We start from the raw sequence: 19,305 nt of genomic DNA, 5'->3' as shown, positions 1-19,305 counted from the left end.
TGAGCTCACTCCGCCTTGCCGGACTCGGCGATGATCTTGGTGATGATGCCGCTCTCCTCGTCGAAGAACTTGTCCGACAGCGCGCTCCAGCTCTCGAAGTCGTTCTCGACGGTGAGCAGGTGCGCCGGCGCCGGGAACGGGTCGTCCGGGTCCTGCGCGCCCTCGACGCCGCTGGTGTCGACGCCGTCGACGACCGGCCGGAAGCCCTTGAGCGCGAACTGGCGCTGGCCGTCCTCGCTGAGCACGAAGTCCAGCCACTCCTGCGCCTTCGGGTCCGCGTCGCTGAGCACCGCGCCCGGGTTCTCGATCAGGATCGTGGTCTCCGGGATGACCCAGTCCAGCTCCTCGCCGTTCTGCGTCGCGAGGATCGCCTCGTTCTCGTAGGCCAGCAGCACGTCGCCGGTGCCGCCGAGGAAGCTGGTGGTGGCGTCGCGGCCGCTGTTGGGCAGCGAGACGACGTTGGCGAAGAGCTTGCGGACGAACTCCTCGGCCTCCGCGTCGGTGCCGCCGTTCGCGGCGATGTGCCCCCATGCGGCCAGCGCGTTCCAGCGGGCCGCGCCGGACGACGCCGGGTTCGGCGTGACGATCTCGATGCCCGGCTGGACGATGTCGTCCCAGTCCTGGATGTTCTCCGGGTTGCCCGGCCGGACCGCCAGCACCACTACCGAGGACGACACGACGCCCTTCGTCGGGCCGTCGTCCCAGGTCTCGTCCACCAGCCCGGCGTCGACCAGCCGGGTCACGTCGCTGCTGACGGAGAAGTGGACGTAGTCGGCCTCCAGGCCGGACTCCACCGCGCGGCTCTGGTCGCCGGAGGCGCCGTAGGAGCTCTGGAACCGCACGCCCGCGCCCTCGTCGGTCTTGTTCCACTCCTCGGCGATGGCGACGTTGGCCGCCTCCGGGACCGCGAAGCCCACGATCGAGAGCGTGGTCTCCTCGCCGCCGCCGGAGGCGGTGTCGGCGTCATCGCCCCCGCAGGCCGCGAGCGCCAGGCCGCCGGCGAGGACGATCGCGGTCGCTGCTGCTCTGGTACGGGTCTTCATGAGTGGTGCCCCCTCGGTCGGTGCGGATCATAGTAAGCACGGTGGATTAGTAGACAATAGAGCAGATCTCGCATGCTGAGCGAGAATCGCCCGGATGTTGGTCAGTCGAGCCGGTAGCCGTGGCCGCGCAGCGTGTGGATCCGGCGCCCGTGCCGGCGCAGCTTCACCCGCAGCCGCCGGATGTGCACGTCGACGGTGCGTGTGCCGGTCGTGGTGCCCAGCGGCCAGACCTCCTCGATCAGCTCCGACCGGGTGATCGACCGGCGGCGGTTCTCGATCAGGTACGCGAGCAGCTCGAACTCGCGGTGGGTCAGCGACACCGGCCGTCCGTCGACGACGGCGGTGCGGGCGGCGTGGTCGAGCGCGAAGCCGTTCGGCTCGTCCGGCTCCGGCTCCGGCTCAGGCGACGCGGCGATCGCGGCCTTGACGGCGCGCAGCTGGGCGCCGGCGTGGCTGGGGGAGCGCAGCGCGATGGCGGCCGACGTCTCGGCGCTGGGCAGCAGCTCCTGGGCGAACTCGCGCAGCAGCTCGGCCAGCTCGACGACGGTGGCGCCGGACCGGCCGGCCAGCGCCTCGTCGACCTCGACGAACACGACCACGCCGAGCGGCGACGGTTCCGGGACGGCGGACAACGGGGGCACAGCGGCAATGGACATGGTGACTCCCGGGGAGGGTGGGTGGACCGCGGTGTTGAGAGCGGGAGTCAGCGACAGAGCTGGCTGGCGACGCGCATCAGATCGACGGCGCGTCGCTGGGTGAGCAGCAGCCTGGGCACGCCACCAATTTCCTAGGTGTCTGGTGGGAAAGCAACCGGCCATCCGCATCGTGGGAACCGCGCCCTAGAGTGGCGCTGTGATCGACCTGCGCAGCGACACCGTCACCCGGCCCACCGCGGCGATGCTGGCCGCGATGTCCACCGCCGACACCGGCGACGACGTCTACGGCGAGGACCCGACCGTGTCCGCGCTGGAGGAGCGAGTCGCGGCGCTGCTCGGGCACGAGGCCGGCCTGTTCACCGTCAGCGGCTCGCTGGCGAACGTGCTGGGGGTGCGGTCGCTGGTCGCGCCGGGCCAGGAGCTGCTGTGCGAGGAGCGCGCGCACGTCGTGCGTGCCGAGCTGGGCGCGCACGCCGCCACGCAGGGCGTCACCACCCGCACCTGGGCACATCCGCGCGGCCACGTCGACCTCGACGCCGTCCGCCGGCTGATGACGCCCGACGCCGGGCCGTACCTGGTCTCCACCAAGGCGGTGGCGGTCGAGAACACGCACAACTTCGCCGGCGGGACGGTTCAGCCGCTGGACGCGCTGCGCGAGCTGCGGGCGCTGGTCGACCCGGTCGGCGTGCGGCTGCACCTCGACGGCGCCCGGCTGTGGAACGCGCACGTCGCGACCGGTGTCGCGCTGGCCGACTACGGCCGGCTGTTCGACACCGTCTCCGTCTGCCTGTCCAAGGGTCTGGGCGCGCCGGTCGGCTCGGTGCTGGTCGGGCCGGCGGCGGCGATCGCCGAGGCGCGGGTGTGGCGCAAGCGGCTCGGCGCCGGCTGGCGACAGGCCGGCGTGCTCGCGGCGGCCGGCCTTCACGCGCTGGACCACCACGTCGAGCGGCTCGCCGACGACCACGCACACGCCCGCCTGATCGCCGAGGCCGTCGCCGCCGTCGATCCGTCCGCCGTCGACCTCGCCGCGGTCGAGACCAACGTCGTCATCCTCGACGTCGGCGACCGGGCCGCCGCGCTGGTGGAGCGCGCCGCCGCCGAGGGCGTCCTGACCGGCACCGTCGGCCCCGGCCTGGTCCGCCTCATCACCCACCTCGACGTCACCACCGACGACGCCAAGCGCGCCGCCGAGGTCCTCGCCGCCCTCCTCGGCGACTGACGGCTGCGTCCGTACTGCGAGACGCGACCGTCCAGCTGTTGACCACAATCCCGACCTAGGCGACTATTCCTATAGTTCTGACGGGTTAAGGAGGCTGCCGGGTGCGTACGCTCGTCCTGCTGGGTCTGGTGGGTTTCGCCGCTCAGCTCGTCGACGGCAGCCTCGGCATGGCCTACGGCGTCACCTCGAGCACGCTGCTGCTGGCCGCGACGGCGAACCCGGCGGCGGCGAGCGCGACCGTGCACCTGGCCGAGATCGGCACGACGCTGGTCTCCGGCGTGGCGCACTGGCGGTTCGGCAACGTCGACTGGAAGGTCGTCGCGAAGATCGGCGTCCCGGGCGCGATCGGTGCGTTCGTGGGCGCGACGCTGCTGTCCCGCCTGTCCACTGAGGCCGCGGCTCCGGTCATGTCGCTGATCCTGCTGGCGCTCGGCCTCTACCTGCTGATCCGGTTCACGCTGCGCGGGCTGCCGGTGCGCCGCGACCCGAAGCCGCTGGGCCGCCGGTTCCTCACCCCGCTCGGGCTGGTCGCCGGGTTCGTCGACGCCACCGGCGGCGGTGGCTGGGGCCCGGTCGGCACGCCCGCGATCCTGGCCAGCGGCCGGCTGGAGCCGCGCAAGGTGATCGGGTCGATCGACACCAGCGAGTTCATCGTCGCGGTCGCCGCGAGCGTGGGCTTCCTCATCGGGCTGGGGACCGAGAACATCGACTACGCCTGGGTGGCCGTGCTGCTGGCCGGCGGCGTCATCGCCGCGCCGATCGCGGCCTACCTGGTGCGCGTGGTCCCGCCGCGGGTGCTCGGCTCGGCGGTCGGCGGCATGATCGTGCTGACGAACGGCCGGACCATCCTGCGCAGCGACTGGGTCGACGCGCCGGGGGGCGTGCGCGCCGTCGTCTACGTCGTGGTCGCGCTCGTGTGGGCGGCGGCGCTGACGTACTCGATCCGCGCGCACCTCGCCCAGCAGCGCGCCGCTGAGCCCGCCGCCGCCGAGCTGCAGCCGGTGGGTTGAGGGCTCAGAGCCCGACGGGGGACGGCTCGCCCAGCACCCGGCCCGACGCCGGCACCAGCCGCCGCAGCGTCGACGCCAGCTCACGCACGTCCGCGCCGGCCAGCGACTGCGGCCCGTCGCACAGCGCCGCCTCGGGGTCGGGATGGACGTCGACCAGGATGCCGTCCGCGCCGACGGCGATGGCGGCCCGCGACAGCGGCAGCACCAGGTCGCGCCGGGCCGCCGAGTGCGACGGGTCGACGATGACCGGCAGGTGCGACAGCCGCTGCACCACCGGCACCGCCGCGATGTCGAGCGTCGTCGCCGTCGCGGTCTCGAACGTGCGGATGCCGCGCTCGCACAGCACGATGTCGAGGTTGCCGCGCTGGGCGACGTACTCCGCGGCCATCAGCCACTCGTCGACGGTGGCCTGGATGCCGCGCTTGAGCAGCACCGGCTTGCCGGCCCCGCCGACGGCCTGCAGCAGCGAGGTGTTCTGCATGTTACGGGCGCCGACCTGGAGCATGTCGGCGTATCCGGCGACGAGGTCGGCGTCGGCGGGGTCGATCACCTCGGTGACGACCGGCAGCCCGGTGACCTCGCGGACCTCGGCCAGGATGTGCAGGCCGACCTTGCCCAGGCCCTGGAACTCGCGCGGCGCGGCCCGCGGCTTGAAGGCCCCGCCGCGCAGCAGGGTGGCGCCGGCCGCCTTGGCCATCTCGGCCGCCTCGAGCGTCTGCTCCAGCGACTCGACCGCGCACGGGCCGGCGATCAGCGTGAACGTGTCGGGGCCGATGCGGACCGGGCGGGCGCCGGTGCCGGCGCCGACGACAACGGTGCTGCGGGCCGGCTGGTGGTCGACGCTGACCAGCTTGTACGGGGTGGAGACGGCGATGACGTCGGCCACGCCGGGCATGCTGCGCAGGTTGAGCGCGCGGAAGTCGTCGATGACGCCGACCAGGCCGACGATGGTGCGCTGCACGCCGCGGCTGACGAACGCCTCGCCGCCCGTGGTGCGCACCCGCGTCACGACCGCGTCGATCTGTTCCGCCGTCGCATCTGGCGACATCACCACCACCATGACGCAACCTCCTGCCTCGGCCCCAGACTTGAAACTAGGCCACCGAAACCCGGCTTCGGCAGTGTTGTCCGGGGAGTAAGACAGTTGGTCACAATCAGGTCACTTGACCTCTCATGTTGTTATTTCTGGGAAGTCGGTTGTAATTCCTCCAGCAGCGAAAGATCTTCGGCATAAGCCGGGGGACCACCGGGCGTCTCCAGCACGACGGGCAGCCCGGCGACCGATTTGTGGTGCAGCAGCTCGCCGAACGCGGCGGCGCCGATCTGCCCCTTCCCGATGCGCTGATGCCGGTCGCGGAACGAGCCGCACGCGTCCATCGAGTCGTTCGCGTGCACCGCGGCCAGCCGCTCGGCGCCGGCGACGTCGCCGAACCGGTCCAGCATCGCCGTCATCCCGCCCGCGGCGGCGAGGTCGTGGCCGGCGGCGAACAGGTGGCAGGTGTCCAGGCAGACCCGGGCCTGCGGGTGGTGGTCCAGAGCGGCCAGGTATGGCTCGAGGTCCTCCACCGTCGCGCACAGCGATTGGCCCTGGCCGGCGGTCGGCTCCAGCAGCAGTCGCGGCCCGCCGGGCGCCGCGTCGAGCTCGTCGAGCAGCGGCAGCAGCAGCTCGCGGACCTGCCGCAACGCGTCGTCGCGGCTGCCCGCCGTCACGCAGGATCCGGTGTGGACGACGACCCCGGCCGCGCCGACCTCGCGGGCCCGGTGCAGCGAGTGGGCCAGCGCCGCGGCCGAGCGCTGCGCCGTCTCGGGCACCGGGCTGCCCAGGTTGACCAGGTACGCGGCGTGCACGAGCACGGTCAGGCCGTGCCGCTCGGCGGCGGCGCGGAAGGCGGCGTCGGCGGCCGCGTTGCCCGGCGTCATCGCCCAGCCGCGCGGATTGCCGAGGAACACCTGAACGGACCGCGCACCCATGGCGGCCGCCCGGTCCGGGACGGTGGCCGGCTTACCTGCGGCGGGAAGGTGGGTGCCCAGCAGAGCCAGCGCGTCGGTCACGAGCGTCCTCGGTTCGGCCGTGGCCGGGTCTAGAAGTGGATGATGCGGACGTTGGAGCCGGGCGCCAGCGGGGTGCCGGCCTGCGGCTCCTGGTTCTGGATCCGCACGCCGCGGCCGTCCTCGCCGCCGATGCCGGGGAACAGGTCGACGATTTCGACCTCGAAGCCGGCTTCGCGGAGGATTCGCTCGGCATCTTCCACTCTTTCACCACGCACTTCCGGAACTGGGACCAATTCCGGCCCAAGTGAGACGGTGATCGTGATCTCGTCGTTACGGAAACCGGTGCCACTGGCCGGTTCCTGCGAGATGATCACGCCCGGCGCGACGTCGTTGGAGTTCTGTTCCACGGTATTGACGCGGAATCCGGCGGCGGTGAGCGCGGCCTGCGCATCGGTGGCGGGGCGGCCGGTGAAGTCCTCGATCGTGAGCGGCTGCGGCCCACGGCTGACGGTGACGACCACCTCGGTGTCGCGGCGGACCTGCTCGCCCGGCTCCACGCTCTGGGTCAGGATGAGGCCGGCCTCCACCTCGTCGTGGTAGACCTCGTCCTCGACGCGGACGGTGAGGGACAGCGGCTCGGCCAGCTGGTTCGCCGCCTCGACGGTGAGCCCGGTCAGCGTCGGCACCTCGTACCGCTCCGGGCCCTTGGACAGCACGTAGGTGATCTCGCCGCCGCCGAGCAGCCGCTCGCCGGGCCCGGGCTCGGTGCTCAGCACCAGGCCGGCCTCGACCGTCTCGGAGAACTCCTCGCCGCCGTTGACCGCGGTGAACCCGGACTCCTCGGCCCGCGTCTCGGCCTGCTCGGCGGTGAGGTCGAGCAACGACGGCGTCGACTCCCACCGTCCGGACCCATACCACCACGCCGCCGTCGCCACGCCGACGGCCAGCAGCAGCACGAAGAGGAACAGGTACAGGCCGCGGCGGCTGCGGGTCTGCTCGGTGCGCCGGTGCGCCGCGGCGCGGGCGCGCGCCTCGGCCTGCCGGGCCGCCCGGGATCCGGGCCGCGGCGGCTCCTCGCCGGTCTCGGCGTCGGTCTCGTCCTCGGTGAAGCGGATCGACAGCGGCGCGTCGATGCGGCGGGTCGAGCCCGGCCGGCTGGTCTCGGTGACGTCCTCGTCGGGCCGCACCTGGCCGACCTGCCCGGCCAGCACGGTGCCGGCGAGCGCCTCGTCGAGGGTGACGCCGGCGGAGTCGCGCGGCTCGGCGTGCGTCTCGGCCAGCTCGGGGTCGTCCTCGGGCGCGGGCAGCACGACGCCGGCGATGGCGGAGCGGGCCCGCCGGACCGCGCCCAGGAAGGCGCCGGCGTCGGCGTAGCGCTGCAACGGCTCGCGCGCGGTCGCCGTCACCACCAGGTCGTCGACGGACGGCGGCAGCGGCACCAGCTCCGACGGCGGCGGGACGTCGTCGTCGATATGGCTGCGCACCACCACGAAGTCGGTCGGCCCCTCGTGCGGCGTCTTACCGGTGAGCAGCTCGTAGAGCATGATGCCGGCGGAGTAGACGTCGGAGCGCGGCGTGGCGCGCTCGCCCAGCGCCTGCTCGGGGGAGATGTAGCTGACGGTGCCCAGCAGGCCGCGTGTGGTCTTCGACGAGCTGCTGTTGGCCCGGGCCAGCCCGAAGTCGGCGACCTTGACCCGTCCGTCGTTGCCGACCAGCACGTTCTCGGGCTTCACGTCGCGGTGCACGATGCCGGCCCGGTGCGCCGAGGCCAGCGCCGACAGCACCGACTCGGCCACCTCCAGCGCGAGGTCCGCGCCAAGCCGGCCGCGCTCGTGCAGGACGTCGCGCAGCGTGCGGCCGTTGATGTACTCCATCGCCAGGTAGACCGCGCCGTCGTCCTCGCCCTGGTCGAACACGTTGACGACGTTCGGGTCGGACAGCTGCGCGACCGCCCGCGCCTCGTTGATGAACCGGGCCACGAACTCGTCGTCCGCGGCCAGCTCCGCATGCATGATCTTCAGCGCGACGGGCCGGTCCAGCCGGGTGTCGGTGGCCTTGTAGACCGTGGCCATGCCACCCCGCGCCACCAGCGCCTCGATCCGGTAGCGTCCGTCGAGGAGACGGCCCACCGGTGCGTCGGAGACGGAGAGGTCCACGGGTGGAGTGTACGTTCACTCGCCACCCCTGGCCGATCGACACGGTCCGCCGGTTCGGCCCGCCCGGTCCGTGGGCTGTCGTCATATCTGGTCCGAAATGTCGTGGTTGTTGGCATTGGCGGGGACCAATCCCGGCGGTCGGATGGCGTTCGCGCCGTCGGCGGACTATGGTCCCGGCCCGTGACCGCTGTGCCCCGACGCTCCGTCCCGTCCACGCCCTTCGGCGGCGACGACGGCGCGGCCGACCCCCGTCTGGCGGCCGCGCTGGCCGCGTACGACCGGGGCGAGGGCGGCTCGGCCGGCGTGCTCGCCGCACTGGCGGCCGGGCGGCTGCTGATCCCGGTGGTCGCCGTGCCCGAGTCGGCCGACGAGACCGGGGCGGAGAAGGAGACCGCGATGGCGACGGTGCTCACCACCGGCCGCGACGGTCGCCGCGGGCTGCTCGCGTTCACGTGCGTGGAGTCGATGCGGCGCTGGGACCCGGCGGCGCGTCCCTCGCCGGTGCCGACCCGCGCCGCCGCCGAGGCCGCGCTGGCCGACGGCGCGCAGGCGCTGGTCATCGACCTCGCCGGGCCGGTGATGTTCGCCGTCGACGCCGCCGGCCTGCGGTCGCTGGCCTCCGGCTGGCGGCCGCTGGGCACGTGGCCCGGCGTCGAGGGCGCCGAGCCGGTGGCCAGGGCCGAGGCCTCGGTCGTCCGTCCGGAGGCCGGCCGCGGTGTCCGCGGCGTGTGGCGCCGGGCCCGCCGCCGGGTGCGGCGCGCCTTCAGCGGCTGACGCGACTCCGCGCCGCCCGGCCCCGTCGCGCACCGCCGGCGTGCCCCTGCTGGCCAGCCCCGCCGGAAATGATCACGTTAAGCAGGCATCCTCCCGCCTCGCTAGGCATGCCTGCCCGGTGAAGCAGGAGCAGCCCTGCTTAACGTGATCATTCCGGTGCGTCAGGAATAGACGGGGCCGGTGTACTTCTCGCCGGGACCTTCGCCGACGGCGTCGGGGATCGTGCTCGCCTCGCGGAACGCCAGCTGCAGCGTCTTCAGCCCGTCGCGCAGGGGGCCCGCGTGGTGCGTGCCGAGTGACGGGGCGGCGGCGGTGATCAGGCCGGCGAGCGCCTCGATCAGCGACCGCGCCTCGTCCAGGTCGCGATGCTCCGGGAGGTCCTCGGCGAGGCCGAGGTGGACGGCGGCGGCGCTCATCAGGTGGACGGCCGCGGTCGAGATGACCTCGACGGCGGGGACGTCGGCGATGTCGCGACTCGCCTCGGCGGCGATGTGATCTGGCGTGCTCATTCATGGTAGGCTCTCACACCGACCGGACCGTCTGACTCGAACCCTCGAGTGGGGCGGCCAGCAAGCGGAGACCTCTCCCACCCGCAACGATCGCACAGATCGTCGGGTTCCCTGGTCAGGGCGTCCACCGGGCGCCCTTGTGGTCGTGATGCAGGAATGCATCGCGGCGCCGATGGGTTGGCCTCTGCGTGCACGATCGCGGAGGCCATTCGTGTTTCCGCGGTGTGGTCGAGGCACCACCCCGTCGATTTCAGGAGGAAGGCATCAGCGCAGAGCCCCGCATCAACGACCGGATCCGCGTTTCGGAGGTCCGGCTCGTCGGCCCCAACGGTGAGCAGGTCGGCATCGTCCGCATCGAGGACGCGCTCCGGCTTGCGGCGGAGGCCGATCTCGACCTGGTCGAGGTCGCTCCCGGCGCCCGGCCGCCGGTGGCCAAGCTCATGGACTACGGCAAGTTCAAGTACGAGTCCGCCATGAAGGAGCGCGCGGCTCGCCGGAACCAGTCGCACGTCCTGATCAAGGAGCAGAAGCTCCGGCCCAAGATCGACAAGCACGACTACGAGACCAAGAAGCGCGCGGTCGAGCGCTTCCTGGCCGAGGGTGACAAGGTCAAGGTCACCATCATGTTCCGCGGCCGTGAGCAGTCGCGACCTGAGCTGGGCTTCCGGTTGCTGCAGCGGCTGGCCGAGGACGTCAACGAACTTGGCTTCGTCGAGTCGTCGCCGAAGCAGGACGGCCGCAACATGATCATGGTGTTGGGGCCGCACCGGAAGAAGGCCGACGCCAAGGCCGAGAAGGAAGCGGCGAAGGTCGAGCGGCAACACCAGCGCGACGCCGACGAAGAGGCCGAGCGGGCCGAGCGCGCGGCGAGCCGGGCGGCGGCGGAGGCCGAGAAGGCCGAGCGACCCGAGGTCGTCCGTCCCACCCCTGACAACGAAGACTAAGAGGAGCAGACGGCGCCATGCCGAAGAACAAGACGCACAGCGGCACGAGCAAGCGGTTCCGGATCACCGGGAGCGGGAAGGTGCTGCGCCAGAAGGCGAACCGTCGCCACTACCTGGAGCACAAGCCGTCCACGCTGACGCGGAAGCTCGCCGGCACCACCGAGGTGTCCAAGGCGGACCAGTCCCGCATCAAGAAGCTGCTCGGCAAGTAAGCGGCGACCGTCCAGTTCATCCTTCGGCCGGTGCGGCCGAACTCAGCAAGGAGTACCAGTGGCACGCGTCAAGCGGGCGGCCAACGCCCACAAGAAGCGCCGTGAGACCCTCGAGCGGGCCAGCGGCTACCGGGGTCAGCGCTCCCGGATGTACCGGAAGGCGAAGGAGCAGGTCACCCACTCGCTCGTCTACGCCTACCGCGACCGCAAGCAGCGCAAGGGCGACTTCCGGCAGCTCTGGATCACCCGTATCAACGCGGCGTCCCGCGCCGAGGGCCTGACGTACAACCGCTTGATCCAGGGCCTGCGGCTGGCCGAGGTCGAGGTCGACCGCAAGATGCTGGCTGACCTCGCGGTGAACGACCCGGGCGCGTTCAAGACCCTGGTCGAGGTCGCGCGTGGCGCGCTGCCCGCCGACCGCAACGCGCCGGCGGCTCCGGCGGCCTGAGCGTCGTCCGTTCGTCGAGACCGGGCCCGTCATCGGCGGGCCCGGTCTTCGTCTGTCCGGAAGGAGCACGATGCTGACCGAACGGTCCGGGCGGGTGCGTGAGGCGCACAAGCTGCTGCGCCGGCCGGCCCGCGAGAAGGCCGGCCTGTTCCTTGCCGAAGGCCCGCAGGCGGTCCGCGAGGCGGTCGCCGCCGGACCGGGCCGGGTCGTGGAGCTGTTCGCGACGACGGCGGCGGCGGTCCGCTGGGCGCCCATCGTCGCGGCCGCGTCCGACGCCGGCGTCCCGGTGTCCATGGCCGACGAGGCCGCGCTGGCCGCACTGTCGGAGACGGTGACGCCGCAGGGGCTGGTCGCGCTGTGCCGGTCGCTGACGGTGGACCTGGCGGCCGCGCTGGCGGGTGAGGCGGCCGGTGAGCCGGCCGGTGGGCCGCAGCTGGTCGCCGTCCTCGCCGAGGCACGCGACCCGGGCAACGCCGGCACGGTCATCCGCTGCGCCGACGCGGCCGGCGCCGACGCCGTCGTGCTCACCCATGGATCGGCCGACCCGCAGGGCGGCAAGGCCGTCCGCGCCTCCGCCGGCAGCGTGTTCCACCTGCCGATCGTGTCCGGCCCGCCGGTCGCCGACGCCGTGACGGCGCTGCGCGAGCGCGGCCTCACGGTGCTGGCCGCCGACGGGGCCGGGTCGCTCGACCTCGACGCCGCCGAGGACGACGGGCTGCTCGCGGGTCCGGTGGCGTGGCTGTTCGGCAACGAGGCCTGGGGCCTCCCCGACGACGTCGCCGCCGTCGCCGACCACGTCGTCCGGGTCCCGATCTACGGCCGCGCCGAGAGCCTCAACCTCGCCACCGCCGCCGCCGTCTGCCTCTACGGCTCCGCCCGCGCCCGCCGCCGCGCCGCGCGGTAGACGAGCGTCGGCGAGGTCATGCGGCGATGGGGAGTCGCGACCAAGCGTGAGGCGGTCGATCTCGCCCTGCGCCGCCTCGTCGGCGCGCCGCTGACGAAGGAGTTCCTGCTCTCGCTCCGCGGCGTCGGCCGGGGCGCGGACCTGGACGAGCTGCGGCCGGCCGACATTGTCCCCGCCCACCCGTAGAGTGGGCCTCCCACCCGGCCGGGCGGGGACCAACGCAGGCGCGCCGCCGCGACGACACGCCGCGTGATCGGCCGCCGCACCGCAGGCCGCCGGCCCGAGCGCCCGGGCATCGTGTCGGCCGCTCTTGGCCCCGGCGCGTGTGGGCGCGGCCTCGACCGGCCCCGCCACCGCGTGGCATCCGGTGACCCGTCAGCTGAACGCGGCGGCCAGGTCCTCCATCCGCCGGGCGGCGCCGGCCTCGTCGCCGAAGGAGACGGCGACGTAGTCGGCGCCGGCGTCGGCGAGGGCGTGCACGGACTTCACCACGGCGGGCACGCCGTCCGGGTCGGCGGGCCACTCGATCCGGGTGCCGACGCGCAGCGGCAGCCTCGACAGCGGCCCGGCGGCGCGTAGCTCCCGCAGCCGGCCCAGCCGCTCGGCGAACCCGTCGGCGTCCAGGGCGAACCCGTGCCATTCGTCGGCGACGGCGGCCACCCGGCGCAGCGCCGCGTCGGACGTCCCGCCGAGCGAGATCGGCAGCGGCGTCAGCGGCGCCGGCTCGAACACGCCGCGCTCGAACCCGAACCGCGGATCGTCATACGACGTCGCGCCGGAGAACAGCGCCCGGAACAGCCGGGCCGCGTCGGCGACGTACGCGCCGCGCCCGGCATAGTCGGCCCGGGCGGCGGCGAACTCGTTGGGCTCCCACCCGGCGCCGACGGTGAGCACCAGCCGCCCGCCGGACAGCCGGTGCACCGTCGCCGCCTGCTTGGCGACGAGGAACGGCTCGCGCAGCGGCACCACGAGCACCGACATGCCCAGCCTGATCCGCTCCGTCGCCGCCGCGAGGAACGCCAGCGTCGTCAGCGGCTCGTAGACGCCCCCGTACGCCGGGCCGTACGGCTCCGGCGGCAGCAGGTGGTCGGGCAGCAGGACGGCGTCGTAGCCGAGCCGCTCGGCCAGAACGGCGAGCTCGGTCAGCCGCGACGGCGCCATGCGCGGGGACTCGTTGGGCAGGATCACCTGCAGTTCGGTGGGCGCGAGCTCGATCGACATGAGTCGACCCTATGCAATCCACTTAAGGTGGCCTCATGCCGAACATCGCCACGAACACCACCGTCGATCTCGCCGGGCTGCTCGAGTTCGTCCGGCCGCGCCACCACGGCATCGTCATCACCACCCGCAGCGACGGCACGCCGCAGGCCTCGCCGGTGACCTGCGGCGTCGACGACTCCGGCCGCATCGTCGTCTCGACCTACCCGGACCGCGCCAAGGCGAACAACGTCCGGCACCGCCCGACCGCCAGCATCGTCGTGCTCTCCGACGAGTTCAACGGCGCCTGGGTGCAGGTCGACGGGCCGGCGGAGATCATCGACCTGCCCGACTCGATCGAGCCGCTGGTCGAGTACTACCGCAACGTCGCGGGCGAGCACGAGGACTGGGACGGCTACCGCGAGGCGATGCACCGGCAGGGCAAGTCGCTGCTGCGGATCACCCCGCAGCGGTGGGGCCCGGTCGCGACCGGCGGGTTCCCGCCGCACCTCGATCCCGACGGCGGCGACCACGACGGCGACCACGGTGACGGGGGCCACGGCCACGGCCATGGCGACGAGCACGGCCACGGCCACGGGCACTGATGGGACAGGTCAGCGCCGTCAGCACCAGCGCGACGCACAGCTTCAGCAAGCCGAACCGGCCGGTGATCCGGCTGCTGGCCGGGCTCGGTGTCGAGGGTGACGCGCATTCCGGCGTGACGGTGAAGCACCGGTCCCGGGTCCGCCGCGATCCCACGCAGCCGAACCTGCGCCAGGTGCATCTCATCCACGCCGAGCTGCACGACGAGCTGGCCGCCGCCGGGTTCGCCGTCGGCGCGGGGGAGATGGGGGAGAACGTCACCACCCGCGGCGTCGACCTGCTCGGCCTGCCGACCGGCACCCGGCTGCGGCTGGGACCGGACGCGGTCGTCGAGGTCACCGGGCTGCGCAACCCCTGCTACCAGATCGACGACTTCCAGCAGGGCGTGCTCAAGGAGGTCGTCGGCCGCGACGCTGACGGGCAGATCGTCCGCCGGGCCGGGGTGATGGCGATCGTGCTGACGGGCGGCGAGGTCCGGCCGGGCGACCCGATCGCCGTCGAGCTGCCGGCGGCGCCGCACCTCCCGCTCGCCCCGGTGTGACGCTCGCCGCGTACACTCTCCGGGTTGCGACCACGCGTGAGTAGACGAGGAAGATGTCCGCGCCCAACAGCGACTACGACCCAGTTCAGGTGACCCCGCTCGACGCCGATCAGGTGGCGGCGATGGTGTCCGACGCCCTCGCCGCGTTCGCCGCGGCCGGCGACCTCGACGCGCTCAAGGAGGCCCGGCTCGCCCATACCGGCGACCGGTCGCCGCTTGCGCTGGCCAACCGCGAGATCGGCGCGCTGCCGCCGCAGGCGCGCAAGGAGGTCGGCCAGCGGGTCGGCGCCGCCCGCCGCGACGTCGCCACCGCCCTGGCCGAGCGCCAGGCGGTGCTCGAGGCCGAGCGCGACGAGCGCGTTCTCGTCGAGGAGGCCGTCGACGTCACGCTGCCGTGGGACCGCGCGCCGCAGGGCGCCCGGCATCCGCTGACGACGATCCAGGAGCGGGTCGCCGACGTGTTCGTCGCGATGGGCTGGGAGGTCGCCGAGGGCCCCGAGGTCGAGGCCGAGTGGCTGAACTTCGACGCGCTCAACATCGGCCCGGACCACCCGGCGCGCACCATGCAAGATACTTTCTGGGTCGACGCTGAGGGTTCTGGGGACTCCGGGCTGGTGCTGCGCACGCACACCTCGCCGGTGCAGGCCCGGTCGATGCTGAGCCGGACGCCGCCGATCTACGTCATCTGCCCGGGCCGGACGTTCCGGACCGACGAGCTCGACGCCACCCACACGCCGGTGTTCAGCCAGGTCGAGGGGCTGGCCATCGACGAGGGCCTGACCATGGCGCACCTCAAGGGCACGCTCGACCACTTCGCGTCGTCGATGTTCGGCGCCGGCATCACCACCCGGCTGCGTCCGTCGTACTTCCCGTTCACCGAGCCCAGCGCCGAGATGGACCTGCAGTGCTTCGTCTGCCGCGGCGCGTCCGTCGGCGACCCCGACCACCCGTGCCGCACCTGTGGCTCCGAGGGCTGGATCGAGTGGGGCGGCTGCGGCATGGTCAACCCGCGGGTCCTGATCGCCTGCGGCATCGACCCGGAGCGCTACACCGGCTTCGCGTTCGGCATGGGCCTGGAGCGCACGCTGATGTTCCGGCACGGCGTCGAGGACATGCACGACATGGTCGAGGGCGACGTCCGGTTCGCCGCGGCCTTCGGGATGGAGATCTGATGCGCGTCCCCCTGAGCTGGCTGCGGGAGTACGCGGCGCTGCCCGACGGCGTGAGCGCGCGCGACGTCGCGACCCGGCTGATCCGGGCCGGCCTCGAGGTCGAGACCGTCGACGAGGCCGGCGCCGACATCACCGGCCCGCTGGTCGTCGGCCGGGTGCTGGAGTTCGCCGACGAGCCGCAGAAGAACGGCAAGACCATCCGCTGGTGCTCCGTCGACGTCGGCGAGGCGGAGCCGCGCGGGATCGTGTGCGGCGCGCACAACTTCGCCGCCGGCGACCTCGTCGTCGTGTCGCTGCCCGGCGCGGTGCTGCCCGGCGGGTTCGAGATCGCCGCCCGCAAGACCTACGGGCACGTGTCCGACGGCATGATCTGCTCGGTCCGCGAGCTGGGCATCGGCGACGACCACGCCGGCATCCTGGTGCTCGGTGTGGACGAGGCGGCGCCGGGCGACGACGCGATCGAGCTGCTGCGGCTGCGCGACGACGTCCTCGACATCGCCGTCACGCCCGACCGCGGCTACTGCCTGTCCATCCGCGGCGTCGCCCGCGAGGCCGCGACGGCGTACGGCGTGGCCTTCACCGACCCGGGTCTGCGCCCGGACGTCGCGCTGACCGGCGACGACGGCTACCCGGTGCGGGTCGACGACGCCCAGCGGTGTCCGGTGTTCGCGGCCCGGACGGTGACCGGCTTCGACCCGTCCGCGCCGAGCCCGCGGTGGCTGCAGCGACGGGTCCAGCTGGCCGGCATGCGGCCCATCTCGCTGGCCGTCGACATCACCAACTACGTGATGCTGGAGCTGGGCCAGCCGATCCACGGCTACGACCGCGACGCGCTGCGCGGCCCGATCGTCGTCCGCCGGGCGACGGCGGGGGAGAAGATCACCACGCTGGACGGCGTGGTCCGGGCTGTCGACCCCGATGACCTGCTGATCACCGACGACTCCGGGCCGATCGGCCTGGCCGGCGTCATGGGCGGCGGGTCCACCGAGCTGAGCTCCGAGACCACGGCGATCGTGGTCGAGGCGGCGCACTTCGAGGCGACCGGCATCGCCCGCACGGCGCGCCGGCACAAGTTGCCCAGCGAGGCGTCCAAGCGGTTCGAGCGCGGCGTCGACCCTGCGCTGCCGGCGGTCGCGTCGCAGCGGGTGGTCGACCTGCTCGTGTCGCTCGGCGGGGCGACGCAGGAGCCGGGGCTGACGGTGACCGGCGCGGCGCCCGCGCCGTCCCCGATCGAGATCCCGGTGTCGCTGCCGGCACGCGTCGTCGGCGTCGACTACGCGGCCGACGAGGTGACGTCGCTGCTCACGGCTGTGGGCTCGGTGGTCGCGCCGGCGGGTGCCGAGCGGATCGCCGTCACGCCGCCGACCTGGCGGCCCGACCTCACCGACCCGTACGACCTGGTCGAGGAGGTGGCCCGGCTGCGCGGCTATGACGCGGTGCCGTCGGTGCTGCCGGTCGCGCCGGCCGGGCGCGGCATCACGCCGGCGCAGCGGTTGCGCCGCCGCGTCGAGCGCGCCGTCGCCGCCGCCGGCTACGTCGAGGCGCCGTCGTACCCGTTCGTCGGCGCGGCCGACTTCGACGCCCTGGGCTTCCCGGCCGACGACGCGCGCCGGGTCGCGCTGCGGCTGGCCAACCCGATCTCGGAGGAGCAGCCGCTGCTGCGCACGACGCTGCTGCCGGGGCTGCTGGCGACGCTGCGGCGCAACGCCGGCCGCGGCTCGTCCGACGTCGCCGTGTACGAGGCGGGGCTGGTGTTCCGGCCGTCGCCCGGGCCGCTGCCGGTCCCGCCGCGGCTGCCGGTCGACCGCCGGCCCACCGACGCCGAGCTGGCCTCGTTGCTCGCGGCGGTCCCGTCGCAGCCGCGCCGGGTCGCCGTCGCGCTCGCCGGTGATCGCGAGCCGACCGGCTGGTGGGGCTCCGGCCGCCCGGCGAGCTGGGCCGACGCCGTCGAGGCCGCCCGCGTCGTCGCTCGCGCCGCCGGGGTGTCGCTCCGGGTGGAGAAGGACGAGCACGCCCCCTGGCACCCCGGCCGCTGCGCCGCCCTCTACGTCGGCGACACGCTGGTCGGGCACGCGGGCGAGCTGCACCCGCGCGTCGTCGCCGCGCTCGGACTGCCGGAGCGGACCAGCGCGATGGAGCTGGAGCTGGACCGGATCTTTCCTGACGGCGTCGGGGACGAGCCGGTCCGCGCCCCGTCGGTCTCCACCTTCCCGGTCGCGACGCAGGACGTCGCGCTCGTCGTGGACCTGTCCGTCGCCGCCGCCGACGTCGAGGACGCGCTGCGCTCCGGCGCCGGCGAGCTGCTGGAGTCGGTGCGGCTGTTCGACGTGTTCACCGGTGCGCAGCTCGGCGACGGGAAGAAGTCGCTGGCCTACGCGCTGCGGTTCCGCGCGCCGGACCGCACGCTCACCGTGGAGGAGACCACCGCCGCCCGCGACGCCGCCGTGGCCGCGGCCGCGTCGCGCACCGGCGCGGTCCTGCGCGGCGCATGACGGCGACCGCCCTCGTCACCGGGGCCAGCCGGGGGATCGGCCGGGCGCTCGCCGCCGGACTGGCCGCGCGGGGCATCGCGGTCGGCCTGCTCGCCCGCGACCGGGCCCTCCTCGACGAGGCCGTCGAGGAGTGCCGGTCGCACGGTGTGACGGCGGTCGGCGTGACGGCCGACGTCACCGACCACGCCGCCGTCGCCGCGGCGGTGTCGGCGGTGGCCGAGGGACTCGGCGGGATCGACCTGCTGGTCAACAACGCCGGTGTCATCGAGTCCGCCGAGGGGCCGTTCCTCGACACCGACGTCGAGGAGAGCTGGCGGGTCGTCGAGGTCAACGTGCGCGGCCCGTTGCTGGTCACGCACGCCGTGCTGGCGGTCATGCTGGCCGGCGGGGGCGGGCGGATCGTCAACCTGAACAGCGGCCACGGCTTCAAGCCGGTGCGGACCTACACCGGCTACGCGATCTCCAAGGGCGCGCTGGCCCGGTTCACCGGCCTGCTCGACCTGCAGTACCGGGACCAGGGCGTGCGGGCGTTCGACCTCGCTCCCGGCCACGTCGAGACCGAGATGACGACGGCGATGCCGATGCACGCCGGCCGCACCGAGTGGACGGCGCCCGAGGACGTCGTCGACCTGGTCGCCGCCATCGCCGAGGGCCGGCTGGACGACCTCGGCGGCCGGTTCTTCCGGGCCGGCACCGACACGCCGGAGTCGCTGCTGGCGCTGCGGGACGACATCCTCGCCCACGACGCCCGCACCCTCCGGCTGCCCACCGCCGGCCCCGACGACCCCCTCGGCTGACGCGTCCGATTCGCCCCATATGTTCCCGACGAGTGGCGGGGTCTGCGATGAACGGCCAGACTTCCCGGCATGGCAGCGGACCAGGCTCCGGCGCTCGCCCGGCCGGGTCGTGGGCCGTTCACCCGCGCCGAACTGAACGCGATCGTTGAAGACGGCCGTCGGCACGAGATCCTCGACGGCGTCCTCATCGTGACACCGCGGCCGGCGCTGCGGCACCAGCGGGCGGTGCTGCGCCTGGCGGTCGTGCTCGCCGACTCTGCGCCGAGCCGCATTGAGGTTCTGGCTGGACCGCTGGATGTGGCGTTGGCCGACGACACGGTCCTCCGTCCGGACCTGGTGGTGGCGCGGTTCGAGGACTTCACCGAGCGTGATCTGCCGAAGGCGCCCTTACTGGCGGTCGAGGTGCTGTCGCCGTCGACGCGGCGGTACGACCTGCTGCTCAAGCGGTCTCGCTACGAGGCCGCCGCCACGCCGTCGTACTGGGTGGTCGACCCGGACGAGCCGTCGGTCACCGCCTGGGAGCTGCGCGACGGCACGTACGCCGAGGCCGGCCGGGCCGCCGGCGACGACGCGCTGGAGCTGACCCTCCCGTACCCCGTCCGTATCGTCCCGGCCGAGCTGGTCGCCCCGCGCTGA

At 73.6% G+C, this 19,305-nt stretch carries 21 protein-coding genes and 1 pseudogene; 14 read left to right on the top strand and 8 right to left on the bottom strand.

The window, feature by feature from the left end:
- Positions 1 to 5 precede the first annotated feature (5 nt).
- From C1I92_RS17725 to C1I92_RS35635, 3 genes are all read right to left on the bottom strand, one after another.
- Positions 6 to 1,043 (bottom strand): sulfate ABC transporter substrate-binding protein, encoded by a 1,038-nt coding sequence (locus tag C1I92_RS17725; RefSeq protein ID WP_111255980.1) that lies wholly within the window; start codon positions 1,041 to 1,043, stop codon positions 6 to 8.
- Positions 1,044 to 1,144: 101 nt separating this feature from the next.
- Positions 1,145 to 1,699: a winged helix-turn-helix domain-containing protein gene (locus tag C1I92_RS17720; protein WP_146605185.1), complete on the bottom strand. Its 555-nt coding sequence runs from the start codon at positions 1,697 to 1,699 to the stop codon at positions 1,145 to 1,147.
- Between the two features lie 47 nt (positions 1,700 to 1,746).
- Positions 1,747 to 1,818 carry a putative leader peptide gene (locus C1I92_RS35635; RefSeq protein ID WP_369124115.1) on the bottom strand — a complete coding sequence of 24 codons (72 nt, stop codon included), beginning with the start codon at positions 1,816 to 1,818 and terminating at the stop codon, positions 1,747 to 1,749.
- Positions 1,819 to 1,895: 77 nt separating this feature from the next.
- Here C1I92_RS35635 and C1I92_RS17715 point away from each other — a divergent pair, with 77 nt between their 5' ends.
- Entirely contained in the window at positions 1,896 to 2,918 is a 1,023-nt protein-coding gene (locus tag C1I92_RS17715; protein ID WP_111255978.1) for a threonine aldolase family protein, read from the top strand.
- Positions 2,919 to 3,019: 101 nt separating this feature from the next.
- Positions 3,020 to 3,928 carry a sulfite exporter TauE/SafE family protein gene (locus C1I92_RS17710; RefSeq protein ID WP_111255977.1) on the top strand — a complete coding sequence of 303 codons (909 nt, stop codon included), beginning with the start codon at positions 3,020 to 3,022 and terminating at the stop codon, positions 3,926 to 3,928.
- Between the two features lie 4 nt (positions 3,929 to 3,932).
- On the opposite strand, the gene aroF is transcribed toward C1I92_RS17710, so the two are convergent.
- From aroF to pknB, 3 genes are all read right to left on the bottom strand, one after another.
- Complete coding sequence (gene aroF / locus C1I92_RS17705; protein WP_111255976.1) at positions 3,933 to 4,988, bottom strand: 3-deoxy-7-phosphoheptulonate synthase; 1,056 nt, start codon at positions 4,986 to 4,988, stop codon at positions 3,933 to 3,935.
- A gap of 119 nt (positions 4,989 to 5,107) precedes the next feature.
- The gene (locus C1I92_RS17700) at positions 5,108 to 5,980 is read right to left on the bottom strand and encodes a deoxyribonuclease IV (protein WP_199521324.1); all 873 of its coding nucleotides are present in this window, start codon (positions 5,978 to 5,980) and stop codon (positions 5,108 to 5,110) included.
- A 29-nt stretch (positions 5,981 to 6,009) separates the two neighbouring features.
- Positions 6,010 to 8,076: a Stk1 family PASTA domain-containing Ser/Thr kinase gene (gene pknB, locus C1I92_RS17695; protein WP_111255975.1), complete on the bottom strand. Its 2,067-nt coding sequence runs from the start codon at positions 8,074 to 8,076 to the stop codon at positions 6,010 to 6,012.
- Positions 8,077 to 8,256: 180 nt separating this feature from the next.
- On the opposite strand from pknB, the gene C1I92_RS33880 reads away from it, so the two are divergent.
- Positions 8,257 to 8,850: an SseB family protein gene (locus tag C1I92_RS33880; protein ID WP_158564188.1), complete on the top strand. Its 594-nt coding sequence runs from the start codon at positions 8,257 to 8,259 to the stop codon at positions 8,848 to 8,850.
- 161 nt (positions 8,851 to 9,011) lie between these two features.
- Here C1I92_RS33880 and C1I92_RS17685 read toward each other — a convergent pair whose 3' ends face one another.
- A complete protein-coding gene (locus C1I92_RS17685; protein WP_111255974.1) occupies positions 9,012 to 9,359 on the bottom strand; it encodes a DUF1844 domain-containing protein in 348 nt (115 codons plus the stop codon).
- A 224-nt stretch (positions 9,360 to 9,583) separates the two neighbouring features.
- Here C1I92_RS17685 and infC point away from each other — a divergent pair, with 224 nt between their 5' ends.
- From infC to C1I92_RS17660, 5 genes are all read left to right on the top strand, one after another.
- Positions 9,584 to 10,303 carry a translation initiation factor IF-3 gene (gene infC / locus C1I92_RS17680; protein WP_199521323.1) on the top strand — a complete coding sequence of 240 codons (720 nt, stop codon included), beginning with the start codon at positions 9,584 to 9,586 and terminating at the stop codon, positions 10,301 to 10,303.
- Positions 10,304 to 10,320: 17 nt separating this feature from the next.
- Positions 10,321 to 10,515 carry a 50S ribosomal protein L35 gene (gene rpmI / locus C1I92_RS17675; RefSeq protein ID WP_111255973.1) on the top strand — a complete coding sequence of 65 codons (195 nt, stop codon included), beginning with the start codon at positions 10,321 to 10,323 and terminating at the stop codon, positions 10,513 to 10,515.
- 58 nt (positions 10,516 to 10,573) lie between these two features.
- A complete protein-coding gene (gene rplT / locus C1I92_RS17670) occupies positions 10,574 to 10,963 on the top strand; it encodes a 50S ribosomal protein L20 (RefSeq protein WP_111255972.1) in 390 nt (129 codons plus the stop codon).
- 70 nt (positions 10,964 to 11,033) lie between these two features.
- Positions 11,034 to 11,867 carry a TrmH family RNA methyltransferase gene (locus tag C1I92_RS17665; protein ID WP_111255971.1) on the top strand — a complete coding sequence of 278 codons (834 nt, stop codon included), beginning with the start codon at positions 11,034 to 11,036 and terminating at the stop codon, positions 11,865 to 11,867.
- An 18-nt stretch (positions 11,868 to 11,885) separates the two neighbouring features.
- A complete protein-coding gene (locus tag C1I92_RS17660; RefSeq protein ID WP_111255970.1) occupies positions 11,886 to 12,053 on the top strand; it encodes a type II toxin-antitoxin system VapB family antitoxin in 168 nt (55 codons plus the stop codon).
- Between the two features lie 189 nt (positions 12,054 to 12,242).
- On the opposite strand, the gene C1I92_RS17655 is transcribed toward C1I92_RS17660, so the two are convergent.
- On the bottom strand, positions 12,243 to 13,088 hold the full coding sequence (locus tag C1I92_RS17655; RefSeq protein ID WP_111255969.1) for a TIGR03619 family F420-dependent LLM class oxidoreductase: 846 nt from the start codon (positions 13,086 to 13,088) through the stop codon (positions 12,243 to 12,245).
- Positions 13,089 to 13,123: 35 nt separating this feature from the next.
- Here C1I92_RS17655 and C1I92_RS17650 point away from each other — a divergent pair.
- The 6 genes and pseudogenes from C1I92_RS17650 to C1I92_RS17625 form a co-directional block, all read left to right on the top strand.
- Positions 13,124 to 13,576: pseudogene (locus C1I92_RS17650) on the top strand (PPOX class F420-dependent oxidoreductase); the annotation flags it as partial.
- Between the two features lie 92 nt (positions 13,577 to 13,668).
- Entirely contained in the window at positions 13,669 to 14,208 is a 540-nt protein-coding gene (locus C1I92_RS17645) for an MOSC domain-containing protein (RefSeq protein WP_111255967.1), read from the top strand.
- A gap of 53 nt (positions 14,209 to 14,261) precedes the next feature.
- Positions 14,262 to 15,380 carry a phenylalanine--tRNA ligase subunit alpha gene (gene pheS, locus C1I92_RS17640; RefSeq protein WP_111255966.1) on the top strand — a complete coding sequence of 373 codons (1,119 nt, stop codon included), beginning with the start codon at positions 14,262 to 14,264 and terminating at the stop codon, positions 15,378 to 15,380.
- Entirely contained in the window at positions 15,380 to 17,872 is a 2,493-nt protein-coding gene (gene pheT / locus C1I92_RS17635; RefSeq protein ID WP_111255965.1) for a phenylalanine--tRNA ligase subunit beta, read from the top strand. Before pheS ends, pheT begins: the two co-directional genes overlap by 1 nt.
- A complete protein-coding gene (locus C1I92_RS17630) occupies positions 17,869 to 18,669 on the top strand; it encodes an SDR family NAD(P)-dependent oxidoreductase (RefSeq protein ID WP_111255964.1) in 801 nt (266 codons plus the stop codon). Before pheT ends, C1I92_RS17630 begins: the two co-directional genes overlap by 4 nt.
- 69 nt (positions 18,670 to 18,738) lie before the next feature.
- Positions 18,739 to 19,305, top strand: a complete 567-nt coding sequence (locus C1I92_RS17625; protein ID WP_111255963.1) for a Uma2 family endonuclease — start codon at positions 18,739 to 18,741, stop codon at positions 19,303 to 19,305.

The sequence above is a fragment of the Jiangella anatolica genome (genome assembly GCF_003236295.1).
GTDB lineage: Bacteria > Actinomycetota > Actinomycetes > Jiangellales > Jiangellaceae > Jiangella > Jiangella anatolica.
The sequence above is the reverse complement of the archived record's forward strand: the minus strand, read 5'-3'. Positions and strand labels throughout refer to the sequence as shown.

Excerpts from the sequence above, each read along its gene's own strand:
- C1I92_RS17725 (WP_111255980.1), bottom strand. The coding sequence starts at position 1,043 with ATGAAGACCCGTACCAGAGCAGCAGCGACCGCGATCGTCCTCGCCGGC.
- C1I92_RS17720 (WP_146605185.1), bottom strand. The coding sequence starts at position 1,699 with ATGTCCATTGCCGCTGTGCCCCCGTTGTCCGCCGTCCCGGAACCGTCG.
- aroF (WP_111255976.1), bottom strand. The coding sequence starts at position 4,988 with ATGGTGGTGGTGATGTCGCCAGATGCGACGGCGGAACAGATCGACGCG.
- C1I92_RS17685 (WP_111255974.1), bottom strand. The coding sequence starts at position 9,359 with ATGAGCACGCCAGATCACATCGCCGCCGAGGCGAGTCGCGACATCGCC.
- rpmI (WP_111255973.1), top strand. The coding sequence starts at position 10,321 with ATGCCGAAGAACAAGACGCACAGCGGCACGAGCAAGCGGTTCCGGATC.
- C1I92_RS17665 (WP_111255971.1), top strand. The coding sequence starts at position 11,034 with ATGCTGACCGAACGGTCCGGGCGGGTGCGTGAGGCGCACAAGCTGCTG.
- C1I92_RS17660 (WP_111255970.1), top strand. The coding sequence starts at position 11,886 with ATGCGGCGATGGGGAGTCGCGACCAAGCGTGAGGCGGTCGATCTCGCC.
- C1I92_RS17655 (WP_111255969.1), bottom strand. The coding sequence starts at position 13,088 with ATGTCGATCGAGCTCGCGCCCACCGAACTGCAGGTGATCCTGCCCAAC.
- C1I92_RS17645 (WP_111255967.1), top strand. The coding sequence starts at position 13,669 with ATGGGACAGGTCAGCGCCGTCAGCACCAGCGCGACGCACAGCTTCAGC.
- pheS (WP_111255966.1), top strand. The coding sequence starts at position 14,262 with ATGTCCGCGCCCAACAGCGACTACGACCCAGTTCAGGTGACCCCGCTC.
- pheT (WP_111255965.1), top strand. The coding sequence starts at position 15,380 with ATGCGCGTCCCCCTGAGCTGGCTGCGGGAGTACGCGGCGCTGCCCGAC.
- C1I92_RS17630 (WP_111255964.1), top strand. The coding sequence starts at position 17,869 with ATGACGGCGACCGCCCTCGTCACCGGGGCCAGCCGGGGGATCGGCCGG.
- C1I92_RS17625 (WP_111255963.1), top strand. The coding sequence starts at position 18,739 with ATGGCAGCGGACCAGGCTCCGGCGCTCGCCCGGCCGGGTCGTGGGCCG.